This is a genomic window from Metamycoplasma faucium, from assembly GCF_045160055.1.
Lineage (GTDB): Bacteria > Bacillota_I > Bacilli_A > Mycoplasmatales > Metamycoplasmataceae > Metamycoplasma > Metamycoplasma faucium.
On sequence record NZ_CP088155.1, the window covers coordinates 293664 to 318662 of the forward strand.

Sequence of the window (24999 nt, forward strand, 5' to 3'; positions counted from 1 at the left end):
TAGTTCTAATTTAATTATAACAAATGATTAATAAAATGTATATATTCAAATTTAAATACTGTTATAAAAGTAAGCATTATGCATTAATTCTTTCTCAAGAACATAACAAATATAAGTATTTAACTTTAACACATAAAAGTAAAGTGAATAACAAAAATTGTATGAGATTATGTCATAACCCAAACCTTAATTCAAAAAGGTTATCATATTTAGTTCCCAGAATAAAAAATAGTCCAATTAAAAACTTCTCAAAAAAATTTTTAAAAAATTTCCGTTTATGAGAGTTTGACAAAAATGAAATTGAAAATTTTATTAAAAGAAAGTTTGGCGATGAGTTTTTGAAAAAATGATTGAAAAAGAAAAAGTTATTGTAATTTGAAAAACTAAAAATTAAGGAGCATAAATGATTTGAAGTTTTATTGTTCATATTGATAATGAAAATAATTTAGATGAACAATTAAAGCTATTAAACGAAAAAATAAATGTTATAGAAAATAAGACATTTTATGATATTAAAATTGCTTGTAATTTAATATTTAATGAATTTATTAAAACAAGAAAAATATTGAAATTAATAAAAAAAATTCATAATAAAAAATTAAAGAATAAAGATGCTTTAGAAAATTTCATTTTGGAGAAAATAACTTTTTTTAACTTTCTCTTACCAAAGATATCAATCAAAAAAACAACTTTTAATAATGAAATAATGTTTTATTTAAAATTTTTTCAAGTACATAAATATGTTGAAAGAGTTGACGAATTTGTGAGAGAAATATTAAATTTTGATGATTCAAACAAAATTATGACTAATATAGAGGATTCTATTTTTGTTGAGTTTAAAAAGGAAATATTTGAAACTTTTAAAGAATTTAAAATTTTGGATTTACCTTGCCCTTGATTATATTTTCCTGACTTTTTTATTTAAAAAATTGGAAAATGTAGCAAAAAAACTTGGAATTTGAAGATTTAAATCTACTTAAGGAAGATATATGAATAATAAAATTAGAAAACTAGAAAAAGAGTGGCTTAAGAAAAATAAAGTACCTATTGATAATATATTGCAAGACGTTGTTTGAAATGTTAAATTTGTTTATGATGAAGAAATTAGAACAGGTTATATAGTTAAACATAAAACATTTAAAAATACTTATATGTTATTACCCTTAAGTATTGGAAAAGGTTTTATAGTGTTTAAAAAGACACATATTCAATGAATAGAATCTGCTTTTAATGGTAACAAACTTTATTACAAAAATATTAATTGAAATGATTAAAGAAAGGAAATAAAAATGACACCAGCAATAGATATAGTAAGTTTCACCATAAAAAATCCAAGAAATGCAAAATATCAATATCGCTTTAGAGATTGAGGAACTGAAAGTTGAGGATATGAAATTGCTTCAATAGCTAGTGATTTAGAAGTAAAAAAAGAAGATGTAATTATTAATAAAATTACTGATAATCATTTAGTTTTTAATTTCACTTCTAAAAAAGATAAATATATATGTGGCAACTTTAATAGAAATACTTATTACATAAAATGCAATGATGAAATTAAAATTGGTATTAATCGTAAAGAATATCATAATTTTGTAGAAAAAGCAATTAAGGGATTTAATGATTTTTTTGAAGAAAAATTAATTAAAGAAAATACAAAATTGGTTGATTTAACAAATGAAGAAGAAGTTATTAATTACATTTTGTCTCAATGTGATGAAACTAAAATAACAAGAGAAAAGCTTATTAAAAATTTACAAAAAGCAATGAATAATGAAATTATGAGTCTTTTAAATGATTTTAAATTATCTGATGAATGTTGAGTTTTTAATTTGGATACAAAGTACGGTTCTGATTCATTTAAAAAATATTTCACTTTTAGAAATGATTTTCCTACAAATATGAAAGTTGACGAAGAAGATCGTTTCTTAACTGATTATGAATTAATTCAAAAGTATGGAAGAGAATGATGACACGAAAATTCATTCCCATTTACTAATTGTTTGAGAGAAGATTTAAATATTGAAGAATTAAAATGAGTAAGTCAAAGAATGAGTTTTGTACCATATCAATCTTGAATATTCAAATTATCTAAAAATAATTCAATAATACCAGTATTTTATCAAACAAACGATTGAGGTCAATTTTCAAAAAAAATAAAAGATGCACAAAATTTTAGAATACCTGTTGATAATTTGAAAAATTAATAAATACTAAAATAAGGATGATTTAAAATGAATAATAATATTAAAATTAAAAAAAATAACCCCTTTAATAAAGAAAGAATTGAATTAATATTTAAAAATTTTGTTAATTCTGATGACTATAAAAAATTTCAACAAGTTATTAAGAACTTAGAAGACATGTAATAATATCATTTAGGAATTTTAATAAGAATATGAAGTGCAATTTTGTGCTTTATCCAAAACAATTGATTAGACCTGTAGTAAAAATTGTAGGTTCAAAATATAAAATGCTACCTTGATTATTGGAACATTTTAATTTAGAGAATATAAATAATAAAATTACAGCATTTTTAGAACCTTTTGGTGGTTCTGGTATAGTATCTGTAAATATTAAACATTTATATTCAAACATAAAAGTATATTTAAATGATTTTGATAATATATTTCCTTTAACAAGGGAATACATTAAAGATAATAATCCGATTTAATGGTTATGGAAGCATTACTAAATCAGCAATTAAACAATATGAAACAAAAATTAAAAATGGTTTATGAGATAAAGTAAAAAAATATAATGATGTTTTATCAAAAATTCAAATTGATTCAAATGATTATTTATCCTTTTGTCTCAAAATTCTTAAAACCATTAAAAATTGTGAAAAAGTATTTATATATTTTGACCCACCTTACTATAATGAAAATTCAAAATATTCAAAGTTTTACAAGAACTCACTAAACCTAAATAAATTTATTAATGATATTAAAAATATTAATGAAAATTATGATGTAAACATTGCTATCTCATTTAGAGATTGTTATGAAATTAGAGAAGCTTTTGCTACAAAGCATTGAAATATTTATGAATATGAAAAAATTAATTACCATATGTCTAGATTTGGAAAATGCCCAATAGTTAAAGAATTATTAATTATAAATAATAAACAATGAAAGGATTAAAAATGAAAAATAAAACTATAAGAGATTTCTTTGAATCATTACCAAAGGAAAAATATAATAATAAATATATCAGTGAGTATGAAACAAATCGTTTAGAGTATATAGAAGAATTTGTTAATACTTATGATAAAGATAGAATAATAAATGAATTTGATGATATTGTTTCTGAATGTTGCAGAGTTAAAGATGGAAATACTCCTTGATTTGGAGCATATACGCAAGATTGAGCTAATGAAATTAGCAAAGACTTAACAGGATATTTTTATGCTTTGCAAGAGTATTTAAAAATAATATCTCGGCAAGATTTACTAGATTTAATTAAAAAAGATATGTTATTACCAATAACGATTGATGCATATAACTATGATTTATTATCAAGTAATAAATCTTTAATTCAAGATTATACAAAATGAAAATATAACATAAAAGATAAAAAGGAAAATAAAAATGTTTAATAAAACAATAAATAATTTTTTGTCTAACAAAAATTCCAAATGAAGCATTAATTCATTTGATTCATTCGAACAATATTTAATTGAAAGATTTGCTGAATATTATTTTGATGAAAAAATTAATTTTGAAGAAGCAGTTAATATGTTTAGTGATTTAGATGAATATTCACCTTTAGATAACAATGAAGATATGGAAAAAATAACTTCTGATATAGGAAAATATACATATAAATACATTAATAGTTTTGATAATTATCTTTCAACAACTCCTTTACGTGTTTTTATGAAAGAATATAAACAAGGCCATTTAATTTATTTAATCATAAAAACAAGATTTAAAAACTTACTATTAGATAATAAAGAATTAATACAAGAATATATACAATGAAATCAAAAATCATTAAATGATTTAGAAAGCGATAAATAATGGATAAAATATATAATAAATTTACAGGAATTGGGTGAGTATCAAAAATATCAAAATTTAAAGAAACTAAAAATGGTAATAAATATATAACTTTTAATTTTGTATTATTTGACCCAAGCAATACAGATGCAGCAAAATGACCGGCGCCAATAGTTGTATATTTATTTGAAAATTCTAATAACAATTTAGATAATCTTAATTTAAAAGAAAATTCATTGGTTCAAATCGAAGGTAAAATTAATTCATATTTCTTTAAAAGGAAAACTGAAATATCAATTTGAGCAACATTATTAAATGAATTAAAGATTTAGCTTCGTACGCACGCGTGCATAGATAATACACGCACTAGTGCATATGTATGTAAGCAAAACAATGTATAATTATTAATAATAAAAGGACATTTATGAAATCAAAAAAAATATTTTTATCATTATTACCTGTAGTAACATTAACATCACTTCCACTTGTTTCAGCGAGTTGTGATTGATTATATGATAAACCTAGAACACCTAAAAAACCATCTCTTCCAGACCCAACATTACCTAAAAGACCTGAAGTTAATCCTGCAGATAGATTTGACAATAAATTATTATATGATATCCCTGTACCTAAAGTACCCGAACATTTAAAAGGTAAAGATATAGTTGGTCCACATAAATTATTTCATTACATAATGAATATTCACAAACTAAAAGTCTTAGATGCAACTGGTAATGAAACTTCAGAGTTTGAAAGTATCGATAGGAAAATTGAAAGATATAATGAAGCATTAAAAGTGCTAGAAGAATATGAAGACTACGTAAGAAAAGTTAGACATATTTTTGATGAAAAATGAGAAAATATAAAAGAATTGGCTAAAAAACAGAAAAATTTAAAATATGAAAAACCCTTTTATGACAAATGATATGCTAATTATCAATTCTTTACTGAATCACGCCTAAGAGATAAAGACCCTGAATTAGCAGGTTTAACAGAAGAAGAAAAAGAAGAAATTCAAAAAGAAAATATAACTGCATTACCATTATGATTAACTGTTGAAAATTTTATGAATGTTTTTACTGAAATTTTTAATATGCGTCGCATAATAATTGAATTAATAAATTTATATAAATTTATGATGAAAAATGTTAATAATGCATCTAAAACCCTTTTAGAACAATTGCGAGCAATGGGACCTGATAAACTAAACCAATTAAAAGAAATAATTCAAATAAGAATAATTAAAGGAGAATTAGTTCATCTTAAAGTTGCTTTAGAAATTAATGATAAATTATATTCATTTTCAACACCCGATTTAAAATTTTATTATGACAAACCATCTCATTACAATAAAATAATTAATTGAGTTAATGAATTTATAAATCCTTTATCTTATTTATTAGGTTTTAATACTGATAACAATGATTATTTTTATGATAATAAATCTCCTGACTTTTATCGCATTAGAGAATATTTCTTTGGTCGTAAAGAATATGGTTCAAGTGCAAAAGGATTTACTATTGGTAAATTAAAAAAATATAATACTGAAACTGCATTAAAAGCATTAGAACAATGATTAAATAAATATAAAAATTCTTTTGGTATAAAATATAGTTCCTTAAAATAAACAACATTCTTTGATAATTTCTGTTGTTTGTAAAGGGTATGAATTTATGAGCGCACTAGTGCGTGCAAAATACTATGCACGCGTACAGGCATAAATACAAAGCAAGCACTATTGAAAAAATTAGTGTTCTTTTTTTCATTTTCTTTACAAATTTAAGAAAGGAAGAATTATGGATTCTGGTGCAGGAATTGGGACATTAAAAAAAGCATTATCAGAACTTTTTAATCAAATAAATCCCTTTGTTTCATTATTAGCCGGATATGCAGTTGTTGTTTTTGCTTTAATTGCAATAGTTATGACTTTTTCTGCAGTTGCTGCTTTAAAAACAGCAAAAACACAAACTTCAAAAAAGGAAGCTAAATCAAGAATTGTTGGTATTTGATTATCATTTGGTTTTTTAATATTATTTGTTGTATTAATACCAGTCATTTTAAAAGTAGCTTCAACATTTTTATCTAATTAATTAAATTAAAGGAGAATTTATGATACATTGAACATTTTATGTAGCTATTGCTTTTTCACCAATAATTTTAGGTTTGTTTACTTGATTAATTATCATTTTCCTAAAAAGAACAAAAATTAGAATTAAATATGAAAATGTGATAGCAAAATATAAATTTGATGACAAATACAAAAAGTTAACAAAATTATCTAATGTTATATTATCGATGTTCATTACATTAATTGTAGTGACTTTATCTTTTGTATTTGCCGGAATTGGTTATACTTATTTTTCTAAATAAGAACTAATATGAATTCAAATATATTCACAATAGCACTATCACCTGTTTTATATTTAGTATTTTCACTATTTTGGGGAATATTTATTAGTTTCCCATTTTTAATCTTGCAAGGTCTTTTTAAGGCTGCTAGATTTTTTGGTTTTGAATTACTTAACCTAATTATTTTTCAAGTTGAACCAGGTGACTATACTTTTAGTTTTTCAAAATTACCAATTGCATTTTTAGCATTTTTAATATATGGGTTATTATTTACAATAATTTTCATTATATTTTCTTTTATCAAATATCAACTAGCTAAAAGAAATAAAAATAGTAATATGGAACATTTAAGATTTAAAAATGTTTTAAGATCTTCATTATCAGCGTTTTTATGAGCTTTATTATTACCTTTTATGATATTTATACTAAATTTAGTATCAGCAATAGTTTTTAAATATTTTACTAATATTTTACAATTACAATCTGGTACAAAAGCTGATGTTATATCACAATTATATGCATCATTAAATAGCACTAAAGGTATACCTGATAATTGAGTTAAAGATTCAGTAGAAAAAGGACAATTTGCTCCATTAGGATTTGATATATTTTTAGCAAAATCAATACCAAGTTCTTTACCAGTAGCACTAATTTTTATTAAAAATATGGTAGTAGCTTGAATGTGTTTAATTATATTAGGTGCTATTTTAGTTGATATTCTTAGAAACTCATTAATGCAATTTACTTTGTTCTTAATTTCACCATTAGTTGCCGCTAAGTCAATTGATGATAATGGTAAATCGCTTATGAATTGAAAAAATGCATTTATTCAAAGTGCAATAAGTATATTTTTATCATTATTATCTCTAAATTTTTTCATTATATTTATTTTAGTTCTAGACCCAATTAAAACAAAATTATCATATCTTCAAATTATTGGTGATTTAGTTATTTATATCGGTGCAGCATATGCCACAAAATCAATTAATAAATTGATAGGTGATATTTTAGATATTCAAGTGTCTAATTTTGGATTTAAAAAAGCTGCTCAATTTATTAGAGGTGGTGTTAAATTAGGTGCTGCTACAGCAGCTGCAGGAGCAGCGGTTGCTTCAGGTGGAGCAACTTTAGGAGCAACTTTAGCTAAAGGTGGATTTGCTAATACTGTAGGTGGTTTGCTTGGTAAAGCAACAAATCTTGCAAAAGTAGGAAATAATAAAAGTATTGCTAAAAGTATGGGAATGTCTAAAGATTTTATTAAGTCTACATTCACTTCAGTTGGCAAAAATAAGCCTCTAGAGCAAAAGAAAGCATTGGAGACATATAAAACCCTTGCCACTGATAAATCGGGCAATCTAAACAAGAATGCTTTAAAAGATTTGGATTCATTAAAGCAATTTAAACTTTCTCAACTTGAAAAGGAAAAACAATTATTACAACAAAATGCTAATGCATATAAAGTTTATACAAATTCTAATGCTGATTCATATTTAGAACAAAAACGAGCACAATTAAGAAATATAAAACAAGAGCAAGAACATAAATTAGCAATTGCTAAATACCAAAGAGAATTAGAGGAATTAAACAACCCTAATGATGAAAATAATATTGATAAAGAGCAAAATACTAATGAAAGAGAGAAATAATTATGTTACAAAATAAAAAATTAGCAGATAAAACATTAACTATTTGAAAAAATTTCACTGTTTTTGATTTAATAGTTTTATTCATAGTTTTCACAATATCTTTGGTAATTAGTATGTTTACTAACAACTTTAATTGAAAGTTTAAAATTGCTATATTTATAATTATTTTTAGTTCAACATTTTGAATTTTATTAAATTCAAAAAAACATAATTGCAGATTTTATGTTTTAGCTTTTAGAGCAATAAAATATTGAGTAGGAGTTAGAAAATATAAGAAAGATACAAAAAATACTACTGCTCATTTAATACCTTATCAAGAAATTATTAATGATAATATTGTAATAACTAGAAAAAATAATTTTGGTATCTTTAGTCATTTCTCTGTTATTCAAATTAAAGGATTTAATGTTTTTGTTAATTCTGAACAAGATAGAGAAAATGAATTTAATAGATTTACGAATTTATTAAATTCAATTGAAGATAAAATATCAATTGTAAAAACTTCTTCTTCGATTGATTTATCAGAAAATATCAAAAAAATTAAACAAAATTTTAAAAGTGAAATTGTTAAATCGAATGAATTAGCGGAAAAATATTGTTTGTTAAATGAAAAAGAATTAGAAACATTAAATAATCAAAACAATATTCATAATTATTATCTAGCAATTTTTGGTGACTCTGTAATTGATTTAGAGAACAAAAGAACTAAAATTTTAGGACAACTATTACAAACAAAATTTAACCCTAAAATATTAGAAAAGAAAGAACTAATTGAAGTTTTAAATTTAATTTTTAAAGTTAATCTAAATGTTGATAGTTATGATAACTTTGATTTAAGTTTATTAGCACCATCAAATGTTGAATTCAATAAAAAATATGTTACTGTTGATGATAAATTTATATCTTTTCAAGCAATTAATGATTTTAATAACATTGAAATTCCCGAAGGGTGAGTATATAAGTTATTTTCATCAAATTCTACAGTCATATGAAATTTATCACCTTTTGATGATTCATTAAAAGAAAAAATACTTAACAAAGCTTCATCGATTGTGGAAATTAATAATAACAATAAATCTAGATTTAAAACTATGAAATCAGCAATTGAAATAGAAGCTATTGAACATTTAATTTATTTAGCTAATACACAAAATATGAACATATTTAATAGTAACTTTATTTTTGTTAATCAAGGGAATAATTTAGAAGAGCTAAATATTTTAGAAATAGAAAATCAATTAAATGCTTCAGAAGTTAGTGCTAATTTAAACCCTTTGTTATTTAAGCAAAAACAAGGATATAGCAATGCTTGCTTTTTAAATGGAGATACACTTAACAATGATTTAGAAATGGTTTCAGATAATGTATCAAGAGGATGAGGATTTATTAATTCAGAATTAAATGATAAAACTCCATTATTGTTTGGATTTGATAGAACAACTAGTTCACCCTTATTTTTAGATATTAAAACTAAAAATTCACAAAGAGTTTATTCAAATATGTTGGTTACTGGAACACCAGGAGCGGGTAAATCAACTTTAATGAAAAAAATGATTTTACATTATTTAATATATGGAGTAGATATAGTTATATTAGACCCGCAAAGAGAATATTCTAAATATGCAAAAATGTTTAATGGCGAAGTTTTTGAAATGGGAAGTGGTATTAATACTTTAATTAATCCATTACAATTAGACTTGCAATTTAATGAACAATTAAGTATAAATAATCAAAATAAAATCATTATTTCAACAAATGTTAGAAAAGTTCAAAAATTCTTAAAATTAATGTGTAATTTTAATGATATTCAAGTTAGATTTATTGGTAAATCTTTAACTGAACTTTATAATAAATGAAACTTTTATGATAAAAATGTTAATTTCTTAAAATTAAGAAATACTGATTATCCTACAATCAATGATTACATTAATTTTTTAGAAAACTATGAATTTGATAACAAAAATGATAGAGATATTTATCTTAAATCACAAAAAATGTTACTTGCCACTTTAAAATCTGAGTTTACTAATAATTCACCATATGAAGCATTGTATAATGGTCATACAAGCATAAATTTATCATCACATTTTAATATTATTGATACATATAATTTGTCTACAAAAGATGATTCACCAGCATCGAAAGCAGGTTTATTCTTAATTCTTTCATTTTTACAAAATAAAATATCAAATAATTATTTTTCAAACCCTAATGGAAATAATTGAATTATGTTAGTAATTGATGAAGCACATAAATTTATTGACCCAGTTAATCCAATTGCTTTAGATTTTGTTTGAGATACTGCTAAAACTATTAGAAAATATCGTGGAATGTTAGTTTTAGGAACACAAAACTTTATGGATTTTAATCAAAACCAATTAGTATCAACTAAATCTGCTGGAATTCTTGAAAATATGCAATATTCTATTACTTTAAGGTCAAATTATCAAGATATTGAAGCTCTTAAAAATTTATTTGAAAATCGAATACCACTAACTCAATCAGAACTTCAATATATTTCATCAGCACCTGTAGGCGGTGGGATTTTATCTATAAATAACACCACTAGATTTCAATTTCAATCATATTTTAATGATATTGAAAAAGAATTAATGTTTAACAATGGAAATTTAAATAAATAAAGGAGAACTTATGAAAAAATGAACAAAAATATTATTAGGAACTTTAGCAGTTTTATCATTTGCAGGAATAGGACTTGGTATAAAAGCTTGTCAAGATAAAAGGAAATTAAATTCAGATGATAGTCGTATTAGTAAAGATAAAATATCTAGCATTAATGAGTGAACTGAAAACTTACCAAATGTAAATACAAAATATTTAGATATTACTTTGCCAGAACATTTCTTTAATTTTAGAAATATTAAGTGATTTTTGTATACACAAAGAGCCTACCGAGTAGCACCACCATTTGACAAAAATAAAACTGAATGATATGCAAAAGATGATATAAAAAATAACATAAAGAATTTTTTTAGAAGTCAAATTGAAAAATATTTAATAAATCAAATAGGTTTAGAAAGAAAATATTGAGATTTAGAAAACCAAATAGATTCTATTTTTGAAACACTATGAGATAAATATTTATCTAATGCTTCTAACTGAAGTGGAGAGCATATTTCACAAACTGAAAGTCTAGGTGGTGGAGGCGGACATAATGGACACGGCGGAGGAGGGTCACCGAGATTAATTCACTATTTTTTAAGTTCCCTTACTTTCCATCAAAATATATCTTTCACTTTGAAAACAAAAATAAGATCGGAATATAAAGCATTTGATTATTTCAAAAATAAATTTAAAGAAAAAAATTTTATTTCAGAAAACAATAATGTTGATTTAACTACTGATTATAATAGAGATACTATTGATAATTATCGAAGAAAAGAACCTGAATATGAACTATTTAAAACTAATAAAGAATATTTTTTAGAATGAGCTAAAAAATTGGATGAATTATCATATACTTTCGACAATGAAACTTGAAGACTTAAATATGAAATAAATGATGACAATAAAACAATTAATATTTATATGGTTAATGATAAATTTGGAATTAAAACTCTTTTAATTAAAAATCAAGGTTTTAACTTCATTAAATCAAATAAATTAGACAAATTAGATACTATTTCAAAATTTATTTTATCTGAAGTTGGTCAATATTTAAATTTTAATAAAATAAATTCTGATAACCCTACTGGAATGTCTGATGATAAACCTAGAAGAATACAAAATGATAAACCAATAGGTTTAAATGGAAATAATTATTATTTAGGAACATATAAATTGCATACTTTAGCTAAATTTTCATTCACTGCACCAAATGATAATTATGTTGTTAAAGTTAATGGAAAAAAAGTGGATGTTATTAATAATAAATTTGATATTCCTTTAACTGATAATAGAAATGATGCTTCAGATGATGAAAGAATTCATAATGATGGTGTTGATAAATCCAAACCTAAGGATGAAAATAACTCTCATAAGAAAAATGAATATACAATCACAATAGAAGAATATGACAACATCAATACTGACATATCTCCTAAAATAACTTATACTAAAAAGTATATTATTGAGACTAAAACAGGTAGTCTTGATTTCAAATGATATGCGTGAGACCCTAAAAATAATAAAAATCAACAAGAATTAATTGAAGAGTATTTAAAAGATGAAAAAGGAAATATTAAAAGAGATGATAATGGTAATCCAATTAAAAATCCTAAATATGACCCTTTAATTGATAAAAACACTGGAACAAAAAAAGAACTAGTTTGATTTGATACTTCAAAATATTCATTATCTAATGATATTGAAAATATGAATTCAATTGAAAAACTTTATGCACAAAAAACTGGTCTTCCACCGTATGCATATACATTGCTTAATTCAATAGGAACTAAAATTCGTGATAAAGGATTTATTGCTGAAGCTTCAGTAGTTTCTAAAGGTGCTTTAAGACAATTGTTTGGTGAAATTAAAGATTATTATATGTTAAGACTAGATAACAATTCTGCATTTAATTTCAATAAATGAACTAATCCTACTAAACTTGAAAATAAAGTCTCTGAAAACTCATATATATCAACCGAAGGGCTATATCTATTTTATACTAGAAGTTCTGATGGTTCAATATCAAACTTTAAAATATTAAGAATAAAAAACGATGATAATATGATAGGGAAAACATTTAGTGAAATAAATGATATTAGTTCAATTAAAAATCTATGAAAAACCACAACCGGTGAATTTTTCGCTAGATATTTAGAGAAAAAACATAATATTTATAGAGACCAATTAAATTTATTAAAATATGAACAAATTCAAGAATATTGAAGACAATATATTACATATCTTGCTAAAGGAAATTCAGAAGATATAAATATTAATCCAAATTTTGATTTTTCATCTGAAAATAATAAATTTAATAACCAATTTGAATTTTTAGAATATCTTAAAAACAATAATATTGATTTAATGAAAAAATATGCAAATTTTGCTTATAAAGATTTAGTGGAAATATCTAAATATGAATTTATAAGTGAAACCGAATTTAAATTAACTTATAAGTTAAAAACTTCTGATATTAGATATAAATTATTGACTACTAGTCAAATTTATAGAATTGAATTTTTAAATCAAAAAAATAAAAATAGAATACATATTGATTGAAGATTTGATTATTTAAGAAAACAAATTCAAAACAATTCAAAATCTAAATTCTTAAAATGATTAAATAAATCATATTTTGATTTAATTGGTAATTCAGATATTGATAAAGAAAAATTAACATTTGATTGATATATATTAAATGATAAAATACACCTTACTTTTAAATTGAAAGATAAATATACTAATGATTGATATTTAACTGCTTCATCAATATTTGCATCTACAAATTTTAAACCTTCTTCACTTTTTGATGATTTTGAGCCTAATCAAATTAATTTAAAAGGTGAAATTAGAGATGAACAAATAAAAAATTTAATTATTAATCAAATAAAAAACCAAATTTTAAATTATTTAAAAACAAAAAATATGGCTCTTAATAAAAGTTTATTAAGCATTCCAGAAATAAATGAATCAATGTTAAATTTATTAAGAAATGTATATTTAAATAATGATAATGCCTTAAAAAATGTTGTTAAATTTAAAGTTTTATATAAAGATGGTAAAACTAATGAAGAATTAACTTTCGAAGTAATTAATTTTGCTAATAGTTATGTTTCAAAACCAATCGATTTATCCAAGATAAATTTAGATTTATATGACATCAATTTTGATGTATCTTATAATAATAAAGAAGAATATGAGAAAAAAAGATTAGAAATAGCAAAGCTATTGAAAGATTACATACAAAAAGAATTAACAAAGATTGACTCAGAATTAATTTTAGGAAAAAATGTTATATATAATGAAGAACAATTTGAAACTGTTATAACTAATTTGTTTTATAAGAATATAGTTTCAAGGTTGCAACTTTATTCAAATCATCCAATGATTAGTGGTGAAACTCATATTGATTTAAAAAATAGTCATAATACTACAACTAAATTTAATTTTAATGAATTATTAATTAATGAATTAAACATAAAATCAAATAACTATAATGATATTAAATCAAAAATAATTAGTTGAGTTGAAAATGAAATTAAAAATAAGAATTTAATATTCAATTTAACTTATGGTAAAGATTATTTTATTGAAAATATAGATAATCCAAAATTTCTAAAATCCTTAATAGCTAAAAATGGAAAAAATAGTTTGACTCTCAAAATAAAACCAAATTCCGAAAATTTTGATGGAGAAGCAAAATTCACCGTAAATAATGACTATGATGGAAAATTAAGCACTGAAGATAAAAATAGTTGAAAAGCAAAAAGAAAATTAAGTCCTGCAGCAATAGGATTAATTACTACTTTATCAATTTTTAGCCTTATCGGAACATTAATACCTTTGATAATTTTTATTTATAGGAAAAGGACAACTAAAACAAAATAATGAAAAATTTAAATAAATGTTTATATCGATTACGTGGATTTGGAATTAATAAGAAAAATTCTGTCTCTTGTGGCACATATCCTACATATTTTCAAGCATTACAAATATCAAAAGAGTTAATTTTAAATAAAAAATATGAAAAAATTCGCATTGAAAGAATTACACTTTTGAAAAATGTAACCATTAATACTCTTGAAGAAAAGAAAATTAATAATTAAAGAAATTTGCCTTTATTAAAGGCATTTTTTTATTATTAAAGTATTATTTATATATGAATACTAATGAAATAATACTAAATTATATACATAAAACAGATGATGATTTCTTTGTTTCTCTAAAGAGAAAAAATGAGGGATGAATAGTAAAAGAATGAATAACTAGAAAAGTTTATTTTAAATCAAATTTTTTGACTGTAAGAATTAGAAAATATTGTAAATTTGTAAATAATAAGTGACAATATTACAATGTTTTATTAGATACATTACATAAATATAAGCATATTGATACTGAAATCCAAAAAGAAATAACTAAAATTTATTTAAATGGATTAACATATAGAAAAATAGCTAATATTTATAGTTTACACCACACTACGATTTTTAATATTGTTAGAAAAAATTACTATCAAGATATTAAATTAAATAATTTAAAAAAATACAGTGTTGAGTCTGAATCAAAAAACACTATATACATTTCTATGGATGATACGTATTTTAAAGCTAAAAAAGAGAGAAACCATATTACTAAAATTAAAGCTAGAATGATTAATTTCTTTTTATTAGATGAAAACAAAAAACCTATTTGTAAAAATCATTTAATTATTTTATCTTCACCTAAAAATAATTGAACAATTGATGCTTTAGTTAGGAAGATATTATTTATTATTCGCTTTTTCTATTCAAATAAATTAAAAATAGTTATTTCTGGTGATGGAGCTAAATGAATAAGGTCATTAGCTAATCGATTAAAAGCAAAGTATATATTATGTAAATATCATCTTAAATCTAAATTTAATTTTATATTCAATAATTCAAATCAATTAAAATATGAATTAAACCAACTTTTTCAAAAAATAAATGTAAATTTAAAAGATTTAATTATTGATAATTTAAGAAATAATAATTATCGATTTATTCTAAATTTTATTATAAATAATTGAAATGATATTTATAATGCATTCGATGAAAAAAGAGCAAAATTATTATATGAATTTACAAACTACATTAAATCTAATCTTAAAGGACTAGAAGAAATCACTAAAGATGATTTAATCTATTACGGAAATACTGCAGAATCATATGTTTCTCATCTAATTAAATCAAGAATTAATCAAGATTATTCAATATTTAGTCTAAAAACAATTATTCAAAAAATAGTTAATCCTTTTAACTATTCACAAAATAATATTCAGATTGAATTATTAAATTTATAGATTTCTTTCTACACGCACTAGTGCGCGCATAATACTATGCACGCGTGCGTATACAAGTATATGCTAATGTTAGCAATTACAAAATAGTTTTACTGAAATTATTTTATTTTTAATTATATTTTTTCGATAAAAATAGAGTAGAATAATAGTTGTAAAGAAAAAATGCTTTTTTGTTTTTTTCTAAAACCCTTAAAAAATAGACACTACCAAATAATCATTATCAAATAATATGTGTATATTAGGTGACATTTTTAATAGATTATCTTTAGACATTATTTCTTTTTTAGTAGAATCAAAAATTTCATTCTTTTTTTCTGCATATTTTTCTTCATTTAGTTTATTTTTAAAAAAATGTAAATTGCATAACTCATTTAGTTCTTCAAATTTTTCTTTTTGTATTAGTGATACACCTTTAATATGTGCTTTTTGATATATTGTTGAACTAATTTCAAAATAATTTAAATCAGGTAAATTTTTACTATTTCTATAGTCGCTAATCTTATTTTTTAATTGTTGTTTTGATTTAATAAGTGGGTCAAATTTATTTTCAATATTTAAAATATATTGCTTTGTCTTAGAATTTTTATTTACTACATTATATCCACATAGTTCATCTAATAAATTAATTAGAGTATCATTTTTATTTTTTAAAAAATCAATATAACCAATTTTAATAGGTTCAAGTTTATAGTTTTCTAAAAATGATGTTTCTTTGTTACTATTTTTCGTAATTTTTAATATTTTATCAAAAAACATGATGAAATTTTTCCTATATTTTTCATCAATATTATTATTTGATATATATATTTGTGCAGTGTTTGGATCAGTGAAACTTCCTGTTGGATTATTGCCTGCTATTATAGCAATTATGTTTTTAAAAGTACTTTTGTAGTTAAATTTAAATCATTCATTTACTAATTCAATTTGCATATCATCTAATTCAAATATGTTATTTGATTTTTGTGATGGCCTTTTTTCTTGAGTTATTGTATCATTTCATAATTTTTTGAATAAAGATTCTCTATATCTAAAATTAGAATTATTTTTTTCAAATCAACTAGGTGTTGTGTAAGTATCAATTTTAATCTTCTTAAATTTTATACATCAGTTTAATATTTCGCCCGTTTGGTCAAAAACATCAAAATAGATTGTTCCACTACATTTTCCAGAATTATTTTCTCAATTTACAGTTGAAAAATCATAAGTAAATCTAATAATATTTTCATCTATATACATTTTATTATCTCCTTAAACAAACTTTCTAAAACTTCAACACTAATTGAATTTCCACATAAAAATAACATTTTGTTTTTAGTAATTAAGTTAGTATTTTTCACTTTTAAATAATCATCTTCTTCAAATCCCATATATAAAAATGCTTCAGATGGGGTCATATATCTAAGTTGCTTGTTTTTTTCAAAATAGAATTTAAGTCTACTATTTGCGCCGGACGCAGTTAAAGTTGGACCTTTATTAATCGGAGCATATATATATGCTTCAGAATTAAATGTTGTATATTTTAAAAGTTTACTTTTAGTAATATTAGAAGAAGTGGTTTTGAAAGAACTAATTTTAAAATTCTTAATAAGATCTAATTTTTCAGTTGAATTTTCTATTTTAATTATTTCGGAAAGTGTTTTATTTTTCTTACTAATTTTTGGGAAAGTGAACTTCTTTTTGATTTTATTTTTTAAAATTGATACTAAAAAAACTCGCTCTCTATTTTGAGAACTACCATAATCTGATGAATTTAAAACTTTTCAATCAGATTCATATCCTAAATCATTTAATGTTTCAATTCAAGATTGGAATTGATTTAAAAATTTTTTGCTAACCAATGCTTTTACATTTTCTAATAAAAGAACTTTTGGCAGATTTTTTTGATTATTTTTTAGTATTTTTTCAATTTGTAAAAGTAATCCACTTCTTGTATTGGGATTTATCCCTTTTTGTTTTCCTTGTTGAGAAATATCTTGGCAAGGAAATGAATAAGTAAATATATCTATATCTTTTGGTAGATTGATTAAATTAGATATGTTAACAAAATTCTCTCTCTCTCTCTCTCTCTCTCTCTCTCTCTCTCTCTCGTCTTATTAAATTTTGATAATAAATAATCATTATTTATATATCCATATAAATAAGGGAAAATTGATCTTAATTTGTTTTCTTTCATATTAACAAAATAATTATCTTTAACAGGTTTTTTACTATCTGAACTAAAAGGCATATTTTTTAATTTATTGACCATTTCTTGTTTTGAAAAATTGATTTCAGAATTCAAAACGCCATAGTGAATTGAAATATATGAAATAATTGCATCTATATATCATTCACAAGATCCGATATTAGTAACTTTAATATTTAATTTTTCTGATAAATTTTTCAATGCTTTTCATTGTGCACCAATTCCGGCAAATGCTTCATATAGAACTATTTCTTTTTTCATATTATTTCAAATTTTATCGGAATTTATTAGATTAGTCATATATGATGTTTATTTCATTAAATTTAATAATAATTTAATTTTAGATTAATAATGCTATTATATTAATAATAGAAATATTAAAAATAGGAGTGCATAATGAAACTAAAAAATAAACTTTCTATGTTATTAATGCTTTCACCAGCTTTAATATCACCATTTTTCTTAGCAGCTTCATGCAAAGAAAAAATTAAATATAAAGAAGAACTTCAAAAGTTACAAAAAGACTATGATGCATTTATTAAATATGTTGAAAAATCAAGTGCTACAAAAGCTAAAGAAATTATTAATGATAATAAAACTAAAGAATTAAAGAAAAAAATAGATGAAAAATTAAATAATCCTTCTAAAATTAATTCTTCATTGCTTAATGAAATTGAAGAAACAAAAAAAGCAATTATTAAGAAATTTAAAGATAGTTTATTAAATGATTTATTTAATTTAAATCGAGAATTTAATAATCCTGTTCTTTGATCAGAAATAAAAAGTAATGACGGAAACAAAATCAGTTCTGATAATGATAAAAAAATTGAATCATTGTATTCAACAATCAAAAAATTAAATTATTCGGAATTGTCTCAAATTAAATTTGATAATTCAAAAGAAGATAATGAAAAACTTCAAAATATTGAAAAAAAATTAGTTACCTGAAAAGAACTAAAAACTTTTGTTACCAAAATTATTAATGACATTAGAACTAAATCGTGAGATGAATTATTTAAAAAAGAAGTATGAAATCAATTATCAAACACTAATGATAAAATGCTTAAAGAGTTTTCAAATGAATTTAATAGAATTAAAGAAGTAGTTAGTTCTATTAAAAATAGCAATAATCTTGTATCTAAATATACTTTAAGTAAAATTACTGAGCGAAGATTAGGCGATCTTGAAGAAATTTTAAATACTGACATTCATGGATTAGACGAAACAATAAAACTAAGATTTCAAGCTCTTAAAACTTGAATTGAGGCTAGAATAGAAAATTATGATCCAGAAACGAAAAATATGTTTACTGAATTGATAAAAAAATATGAACCTAAAATAAATAACGTTTATATAGATGATCTAAATGATTTTTTAACTGAATATTTAAAATTATTCAACAAAGTTAGTTATAAATATGCTTTAAATTTTTTCGATGATGTTTTTGATAAAAAAACTGAAAGTGGGAAAATTTTTGAAAAAGCGAAAGAAAACATTAATAAGTCTAACAATCAATTTTTAAAAAAATATTTTGACAATTTAATAAATAACGTAAAAAGTTTACAACGTGATCCTGATAATTTAGATTGAATTAAATGCATGGAAACTAATGCTGAATTAACAAGTTTAATTGAAACTTTTGAATTTAATAGACTAAAAAAAGAACTAGCAGAAAAATTAGAAATTTTTGAAAAACACAAAATTTATGAATTTGAAAAAGATGAAGAAATTAAAAAATTAAATTTAAGAATTAAACAACGTTATGAATCTGCAAAGGCTGCATATGAATCAATGTATTCAGCTACTGAAAATGTTGAAAATGCTAATAATAATTTAAAAGAAATTCTTGAAAATCCAAGAATCAAAGAAAAACTAAAATAATATTTTTGTATAAATAGCATAAATATTGATTTATTTAAAAATAGCAATTTTATTAATTATAAACTAGGACAAAAAAATTAGACTCATAATTAACGTTATGAGTTTTTTTATCATTTTTAAGAAAAGAGGGATTTAATGGGTAGACATTTAAAGAAAAATGAATGATTAAAAGTTTTTAATTTATACGAACTATATATTAACTATGACATAACAAAAAAAGAATTTATGTCTAAATACATTCGAATAACAAAGAAAAATATCAATTATTGAAAGAATGCTTTACATTTGATTAAAACCAAATTTAATAATTATAATTTAGGTATGAATATAGAATCACAGACCGGGAAAGCTCCTAAAAAAGGCAAAAATGTTGGTAGAAGAAAAAAGAATAAAAAGGATGATGAATTAAGAGAAAAATTGCAAGATGAAGCATTGAGTAAATTAAGTAAAGAAGATCTTAAAAAATTAATACTAAACGTTTATTATGAAATAATACTTGATAAATATAAAAGTAAAAATTTGGACGAAGTTGTAAAGAAAATTAAAAAGACAATTTCAAATAAATTAACAAACGCTGGAATAATGAATGTATTAGGTATAAAAAAATCCACCTTTTACTATAGATTGAAAAATAAAAGCAATAGCAAAACACAAAAAATTAAATATGAAATGGAAATAGTTAAAGCTTTTAATACAAATAAAGGTAGATTTGGAAGAGAAAGACTATCTATTTTTCTAAAGAAAAATAATAATATTTCAATAAATGCACGCACTTTAGGTAGATATATGCAAAAACTTAGCTTGCATTGTTCAATAAGACAAGCAAAAAGAAAACGTGAAGTAAAGAATACAAATGTAAAATTTTTAAACATCGCTAATCGAGATTATGATGGAAAAAATAATGATATTTATGCTACTGATGTGTCATACATTCCTTCACCAAAAGATGTGAGAGAAAATCATGTTTATCTATCAGTATTAATTCATCACAAGACCAAAAAAATTGTAAGTTGAAATTTATCAAAAAACAATGATGTTTTTCTTGTAATGAAACATATTTCATCAACAAAATTTCCGTCTAATTTTATAATTCATTCAGATCATGGATATCAGTATTCTTCACATGATTATCTAAATTTTATGAAAAAACATAATGGAATTATTTCAATGTCAAGAGTTGGAAATTCTTTAGATAACAGAGAAATTGAATATTTTTTTTCGATATTAAAAACTGAAATTTTTCCTATTTTTCAACAAAAAGTTAAAACATTAACATTTGATGAGTTAAGAGAAAAAATTGACCAATTTATTAATTGATATAATAATGAAAGATTTATTAAGAAATTCAATTTAAAAACCCCTCATGAATTATGAGAGGCCTATACAAAACAAATAAATTGAGTCTAATTAATTTGTCCTAGTTTATTATTTATTGCTATTTTTTTGTGCATTTTGAGTTTGTAGATTTGCATTTATTTTTTTAAGTTCATCTAAAATTAATTCTTCATTTGTTGGTTTTGGCTCTTCTTCTACAATTGGTTGTTTTAATGCTTTTTTATATTCAATTGCATTTTTAATTGTGAAAACAATTAATAAGGTTATAAAAATACATAGTGAAATAATGATAAAATTAATTAAAGCCGCTAAAAATCTGCCTATATAAATTCCTTTAATTTCTCATTTACTTAAATCGCTAGTTCCTATAAAAGCTTTTGCAATAGCTGGCATAATTACATCATTCGCAAGTGAAGAAACAACTGCTCCAAATGCTGCTCCTAATAATATACCAATAGCAAGCATAAACATGTTTCCTTTTATGACTGCGCTTTTAGCAGATTTATAAGCATTTTTCATCACTTGTTTTTTATTATCTAATTCTTTTTGTGTCATAGTAAAATTATTATAATTTATTTATATATAAAAAATAGTTAATCATTATAATTTATAAATAATATATAAGATATTAAAAGGATTTACAATATGGAAAGAAAATTTACTGAGCAAGAACAAAATCGAAGAGATAAAATTCTTGAATTAGAAAAAAACAATATTAAAGCTTTTGGACCTAAAATTACTCCAAATTTTAGTTCACAACAATTAATTGATAATTATGACAAACTAACCAGGGAAGAAATTGAAAATAAAAAGGTAAATGTTATATTTAATGGCCGTGTAGTAGCAATGCGTGGTCCATTTATTGTTTTGCAAGATAAATTAAATAATATTCAAGCTTATGTTGATAAAAAAATATTAGATGAAAAAAGTTTAATTGTTTATAAACAATTAGATCTAGGTGATATTTTATCTATCAATGGAGAATTATCTAAAACACATACTAATGCTTTAATGATAAAAGCTAAAATAATAAATTTATTAACTAAAGCATTAAAACCATTGCCTGATAAATTTCACGGTTTAGTAGATAGAGAAGAAAGATATAGACATCGTTATGTTGATACTATAGTTAATGAAAATGTAAAAAGAACTTTTATTTTAAGAACTCAAATTATTAAAGGTATTAGAGAATATTTTGATAATTTAGATTATTTAGAAGTTGATACTCCTGTTTTACAACCAATTTTAGGAGGGGCAGCTGCTAAACCTTTTATAACTTATTACAATGCTTTAAGTCAAAACTTCTATTTAAGAATAGCCACTGAACTTCCTCTAAAAAAATTATTAGTTGGTGGTTTTGAACGTGTATATGAAATAGGTCGTATTTTTAGAAATGAAGGTGTTGACACTACACATAATCCAGAATTTACTTCTATTGAATTTTATGAAGCATATTCTGATTTGTGAGGAATGATGGATAGAACTGAAAATTTATTTAAATTTCTGACAAAAAAATTAAACATCTCAGAAACTAAATTTAATGGATATGATATTAAATTTAAATATCCATTTGGCAGATTAAATATGGTTGATGCTCTATCTGAAAAATTAAAAATTGATTTAAAAAAATTAACTGATAAAGAGGCAATTGAATTAGCTAAAAAACATGGTATTAAATGTCAAAAATATTATAAATTAGGTCATGTTATTAACGATTTGTTTGAAAAATATATTGAAGAAACTTTGGTTCAACCAACTTTTATTTGGGGCCATCCTATTGAAATAAGTCCTTTAGCATCAAAAGATTCTTCTGACCCCAGATTTACATTAAGAGCTGAATTATTTATTGGAACTAAAGAATTTGCAAATATGTTTACTGAACTTTCTGATCCTATTGATCAACTTGAAAGATTTGAAGCCCAATTAGATGAAAGAGAATCAGGAAATGAAGAAGCGAATGAAATTGATTGAGATTTTGTTAATGCACTAGAATATGGAATGCCACCTGCCGGAGGATGTGGAATTGGTATTGATCGTTTGATTATGCTTCTAACTCAAAATGATTCAATTCGTGAAATTGTTCTATTCCCACAACTTAAAGATCTAAAAAATAATAATCAATAATCTATTTTAAAAATTACTAACTATTTTTCTTAAAAAAATTGTATTATAATTAATTGTGTAATTTCTCTAAATAAAGGTTGAGAAATAAACTAGGACAAATTAATTAGACTCAATTTATTTGTTTTGTATAGGCCTCTCATAATTCATGAGGGGTTTTTAAATTGAATTTCTTAATAAATCTTTCATTATTATATCAATTAATAAATTGGTCAATTTTTTCTCTTAACTCATCAAATGTTAATGTTTTAACTTTTTGTTGAAAAATAGGAAAAATTTCAGTTTTTAATATCGAAAAAAAATATTCAATTTCTCTGTTATCTAAAGAATTTCCAACTCTTGACATTGAAATAATTCCATTATGTTTTTTCATAAAATTTAGATAATCATGTGAAGAATACTGATATCCATGATCTGAATGAATTATAAAATTAGACGGAAATTTTGTTGATGAAATATGTTTCATTACAAGAAAAACATCATTGTTTTTTGATAAATTTCAACTTACAATTTTTTTGGTCTTGTGATGAATTAATACTGATAGATAAACATGATTTTCTCTCACATCTTTTGGTGAAGGAATGTATGACACATCAGTAGCATAAATATCATTATTTTTTCCATCATAATCTCGATTAGCGATGTTTAAAAATTTTACATTTGTATTCTTTACTTCACGTTTTCTTTTTGCTTGTCTTATTGAACAATGCAAGCTAAGTTTTTGCATATATCTACCTAAAGTGCGTGCATTTATTGAAATATTATTATTTTTCTTTAGAAAAATAGATAGTCTTTCTCTTCCAAATCTACCTTTATTTGTATTAAAAGCTTTAACTATTTCCATTTCATATTTAATTTTTTGTGTTTTGCTATTGCTTTTATTTTTCAATCTATAGTAAAAGGTGGATTTTTTTATACCTAATACATTCATTATTCCAGCGTTTGTTAATTTATTTGAAATTGTCTTTTTAATTTTCTTTACAACTTCGTCCAAATTTTTACTTTTATATTTATCAAGTATTATTTCATAATAAACGTTTAGTATTAATTTTTTAAGATCTTCTTTACTTAATTTACTCAATGCTTCATCTTGCAATTTTTCTCTTAATTCATCATCCTTTTTATTCTTTTTTCTTCTACCAACATTTTTGCCTTTTTTAGGAGCTTTCCCGGTCTGTGATTCTATATTCATACCTAAATTATAATTATTAAATTTGGTTTTAATCAAATGTAAAGCATTCTTTCAATAATTGATATTTTTCTTTGTTATTCGAATGTATTTAGACATAAATTCTTTTTTTGTTATGTCATAGTTAATATATAGTTCGTATAAATTAAAAACTTTTAATCATTCATTTTTCTTTAAATGTCTACCCATTAAATCCCTCTTTTCTTAAAAATGATAAAAAAACTCATAACGTTAATTATGAGTCTAATTTTTTTGTCCTAGTTTAAAATTACCTTTTTTATTATTTTTAATTTTTAAATAGTAAAGATATTCTTTTGTTAATGTAAATATACATTAAGTTTTGCTTG

The 24999-nt window shown here is 22.7% G+C and carries 24 protein-coding genes; 19 read left to right on the top strand and 5 right to left on the bottom strand.

Annotation, left to right across the window (positions count from 1 at the left end):
• Positions 1–403: 403 nt before the first annotated feature.
• The 16 genes from LQ356_RS01295 to LQ356_RS01370 all read left to right on the top strand — a co-directional run bounded on the left by LQ356_RS01295 (position 404) and on the right by LQ356_RS01370 (position 15941).
• Entirely contained in the window at positions 404–925 is a 522-nt protein-coding gene (locus LQ356_RS01295; RefSeq protein ID WP_405312017.1) for a hypothetical protein, read from the top strand.
• 64 nt (positions 926–989) lie between these two features.
• A complete protein-coding gene (locus LQ356_RS01300) occupies positions 990–1274 on the top strand; it encodes a hypothetical protein (protein WP_405312019.1) in 285 nt (94 codons plus the stop codon).
• A gap of 15 nt (positions 1275–1289) precedes the next feature.
• Positions 1290–2204 (top strand): hypothetical protein, encoded by a 915-nt coding sequence (locus LQ356_RS01305; RefSeq protein WP_405312021.1) that lies wholly within the window; start codon positions 1290–1292, stop codon positions 2202–2204.
• Between the two features lie 27 nt (positions 2205–2231).
• Complete coding sequence (locus LQ356_RS01310) at positions 2232–2366, top strand: hypothetical protein (RefSeq protein ID WP_405312022.1); 135 nt, start codon at positions 2232–2234, stop codon at positions 2364–2366.
• Between the two features lie 29 nt (positions 2367–2395).
• Positions 2396–2671 (top strand): DNA adenine methylase, encoded by a 276-nt coding sequence (locus LQ356_RS01315; RefSeq protein ID WP_405312023.1) that lies wholly within the window; start codon positions 2396–2398, stop codon positions 2669–2671.
• 471 nt (positions 2672–3142) lie between these two features.
• On the top strand, positions 3143–3595 hold the full coding sequence (locus LQ356_RS01320; RefSeq protein ID WP_405312025.1) for a hypothetical protein: 453 nt from the start codon (positions 3143–3145) through the stop codon (positions 3593–3595).
• Positions 3588–4019: a hypothetical protein gene (locus LQ356_RS01325; protein WP_405312027.1), complete on the top strand. Its 432-nt coding sequence runs from the start codon at positions 3588–3590 to the stop codon at positions 4017–4019. Before LQ356_RS01320 ends, LQ356_RS01325 begins: the two co-directional genes overlap by 8 nt.
• The gene (locus LQ356_RS01330; protein ID WP_405312028.1) at positions 4019–4330 is read left to right on the top strand and encodes a hypothetical protein; all 312 of its coding nucleotides are present in this window, start codon (positions 4019–4021) and stop codon (positions 4328–4330) included. Before LQ356_RS01325 ends, LQ356_RS01330 begins: the two co-directional genes overlap by 1 nt.
• Positions 4331–4422: 92 nt before the next feature.
• Positions 4423–5625 (top strand): variable surface lipoprotein, encoded by a 1203-nt coding sequence (locus tag LQ356_RS01335; RefSeq protein WP_405312030.1) that lies wholly within the window; start codon positions 4423–4425, stop codon positions 5623–5625.
• A gap of 169 nt (positions 5626–5794) precedes the next feature.
• Entirely contained in the window at positions 5795–6088 is a 294-nt protein-coding gene (locus LQ356_RS01340; RefSeq protein ID WP_405312032.1) for a hypothetical protein, read from the top strand.
• A 19-nt stretch (positions 6089–6107) separates the two neighbouring features.
• The gene (locus LQ356_RS01345; RefSeq protein WP_405312034.1) at positions 6108–6368 is read left to right on the top strand and encodes a hypothetical protein; all 261 of its coding nucleotides are present in this window, start codon (positions 6108–6110) and stop codon (positions 6366–6368) included.
• Between the two features lie 8 nt (positions 6369–6376).
• Positions 6377–7993, top strand: coding sequence for an Mbov_0396 family ICE element transmembrane protein (locus tag LQ356_RS01350; RefSeq protein WP_405312035.1), 1617 nt, complete (start codon positions 6377–6379; stop codon positions 7991–7993).
• A gap of 2 nt (positions 7994–7995) precedes the next feature.
• Positions 7996–10635 (top strand): Mbov_0397 family ICE element conjugal transfer ATPase, encoded by a 2640-nt coding sequence (locus LQ356_RS01355; RefSeq protein ID WP_405312036.1) that lies wholly within the window; start codon positions 7996–7998, stop codon positions 10633–10635.
• Between the two features lie 10 nt (positions 10636–10645).
• Positions 10646–14509, top strand: a complete 3864-nt coding sequence (locus LQ356_RS01360) for an Mbov_0399 family ICE element protein (protein ID WP_405312038.1) — start codon at positions 10646–10648, stop codon at positions 14507–14509.
• Complete coding sequence (locus tag LQ356_RS01365) at positions 14509–14727, top strand: hypothetical protein (RefSeq protein ID WP_405312040.1); 219 nt, start codon at positions 14509–14511, stop codon at positions 14725–14727. The genes LQ356_RS01360 and LQ356_RS01365 overlap by 1 nt, the downstream gene beginning before the upstream one ends.
• A gap of 53 nt (positions 14728–14780) precedes the next feature.
• On the top strand, positions 14781–15941 hold the full coding sequence (locus tag LQ356_RS01370) for an Mbov_0401 family ICE element transposase-like protein (RefSeq protein ID WP_405312041.1): 1161 nt from the start codon (positions 14781–14783) through the stop codon (positions 15939–15941).
• A gap of 189 nt (positions 15942–16130) precedes the next feature.
• Here the strand turns inward: LQ356_RS01370 and LQ356_RS01375 are convergent, their stop codons facing one another.
• From LQ356_RS01375 to dcm_N, 3 genes are read right to left on the bottom strand one after another with little or no spacing between them, the layout of a single operon-like run.
• Entirely contained in the window at positions 16131–17177 is a 1047-nt protein-coding gene (locus LQ356_RS01375; protein WP_405312043.1) for an MAG4270 family putative restriction endonuclease, read from the bottom strand.
• Complete coding sequence (gene dcm / locus LQ356_RS01380; RefSeq protein ID WP_405312166.1) at positions 17168–17977, bottom strand: DNA (cytosine-5-)-methyltransferase; 810 nt, start codon at positions 17975–17977, stop codon at positions 17168–17170. The genes LQ356_RS01375 and dcm overlap by 10 nt, the downstream gene beginning before the upstream one ends.
• Positions 17965–18387: a DNA (cytosine-5-)-methyltransferase N-terminal subunit gene (gene dcm_N, locus LQ356_RS01385; protein ID WP_405312045.1), complete on the bottom strand. Its 423-nt coding sequence runs from the start codon at positions 18385–18387 to the stop codon at positions 17965–17967. The genes dcm and dcm_N overlap by 13 nt, the downstream gene beginning before the upstream one ends.
• A 135-nt stretch (positions 18388–18522) precedes the next feature.
• Here dcm_N and LQ356_RS01390 point away from each other — a divergent pair, with 135 nt between their 5' ends.
• Together LQ356_RS01390 and LQ356_RS01395 are read left to right on the top strand one after the other, a co-directional pair.
• Positions 18523–20007 (top strand): hypothetical protein, encoded by a 1485-nt coding sequence (locus LQ356_RS01390; RefSeq protein WP_405312047.1) that lies wholly within the window; start codon positions 18523–18525, stop codon positions 20005–20007.
• Positions 20008–20142: 135 nt separating this feature from the next.
• Positions 20143–21414 (top strand): IS3 family transposase, encoded by a 1272-nt coding sequence (locus LQ356_RS01395; protein WP_405311355.1) that lies wholly within the window; start codon positions 20143–20145, stop codon positions 21412–21414.
• A gap of 18 nt (positions 21415–21432) precedes the next feature.
• Here LQ356_RS01395 and LQ356_RS01400 read toward each other — a convergent pair whose 3' ends face one another.
• Positions 21433–21897 carry an MscL family protein gene (locus tag LQ356_RS01400; protein ID WP_405312048.1) on the bottom strand — a complete coding sequence of 155 codons (465 nt, stop codon included), beginning with the start codon at positions 21895–21897 and terminating at the stop codon, positions 21433–21435.
• A gap of 90 nt (positions 21898–21987) precedes the next feature.
• On the opposite strand from LQ356_RS01400, the gene lysS reads away from it, so the two are divergent.
• Positions 21988–23466, top strand: coding sequence for a lysine--tRNA ligase (lysS, locus tag LQ356_RS01405; RefSeq protein WP_405312050.1), 1479 nt, complete (start codon positions 21988–21990; stop codon positions 23464–23466).
• Positions 23467–23569: 103 nt separating this feature from the next.
• Here lysS and LQ356_RS01410 read toward each other — a convergent pair whose 3' ends face one another.
• Positions 23570–24841 carry an IS3 family transposase gene (locus LQ356_RS01410; protein WP_405311355.1) on the bottom strand — a complete coding sequence of 424 codons (1272 nt, stop codon included), beginning with the start codon at positions 24839–24841 and terminating at the stop codon, positions 23570–23572.
• Positions 24842–24999 lie beyond the last annotated feature (158 nt).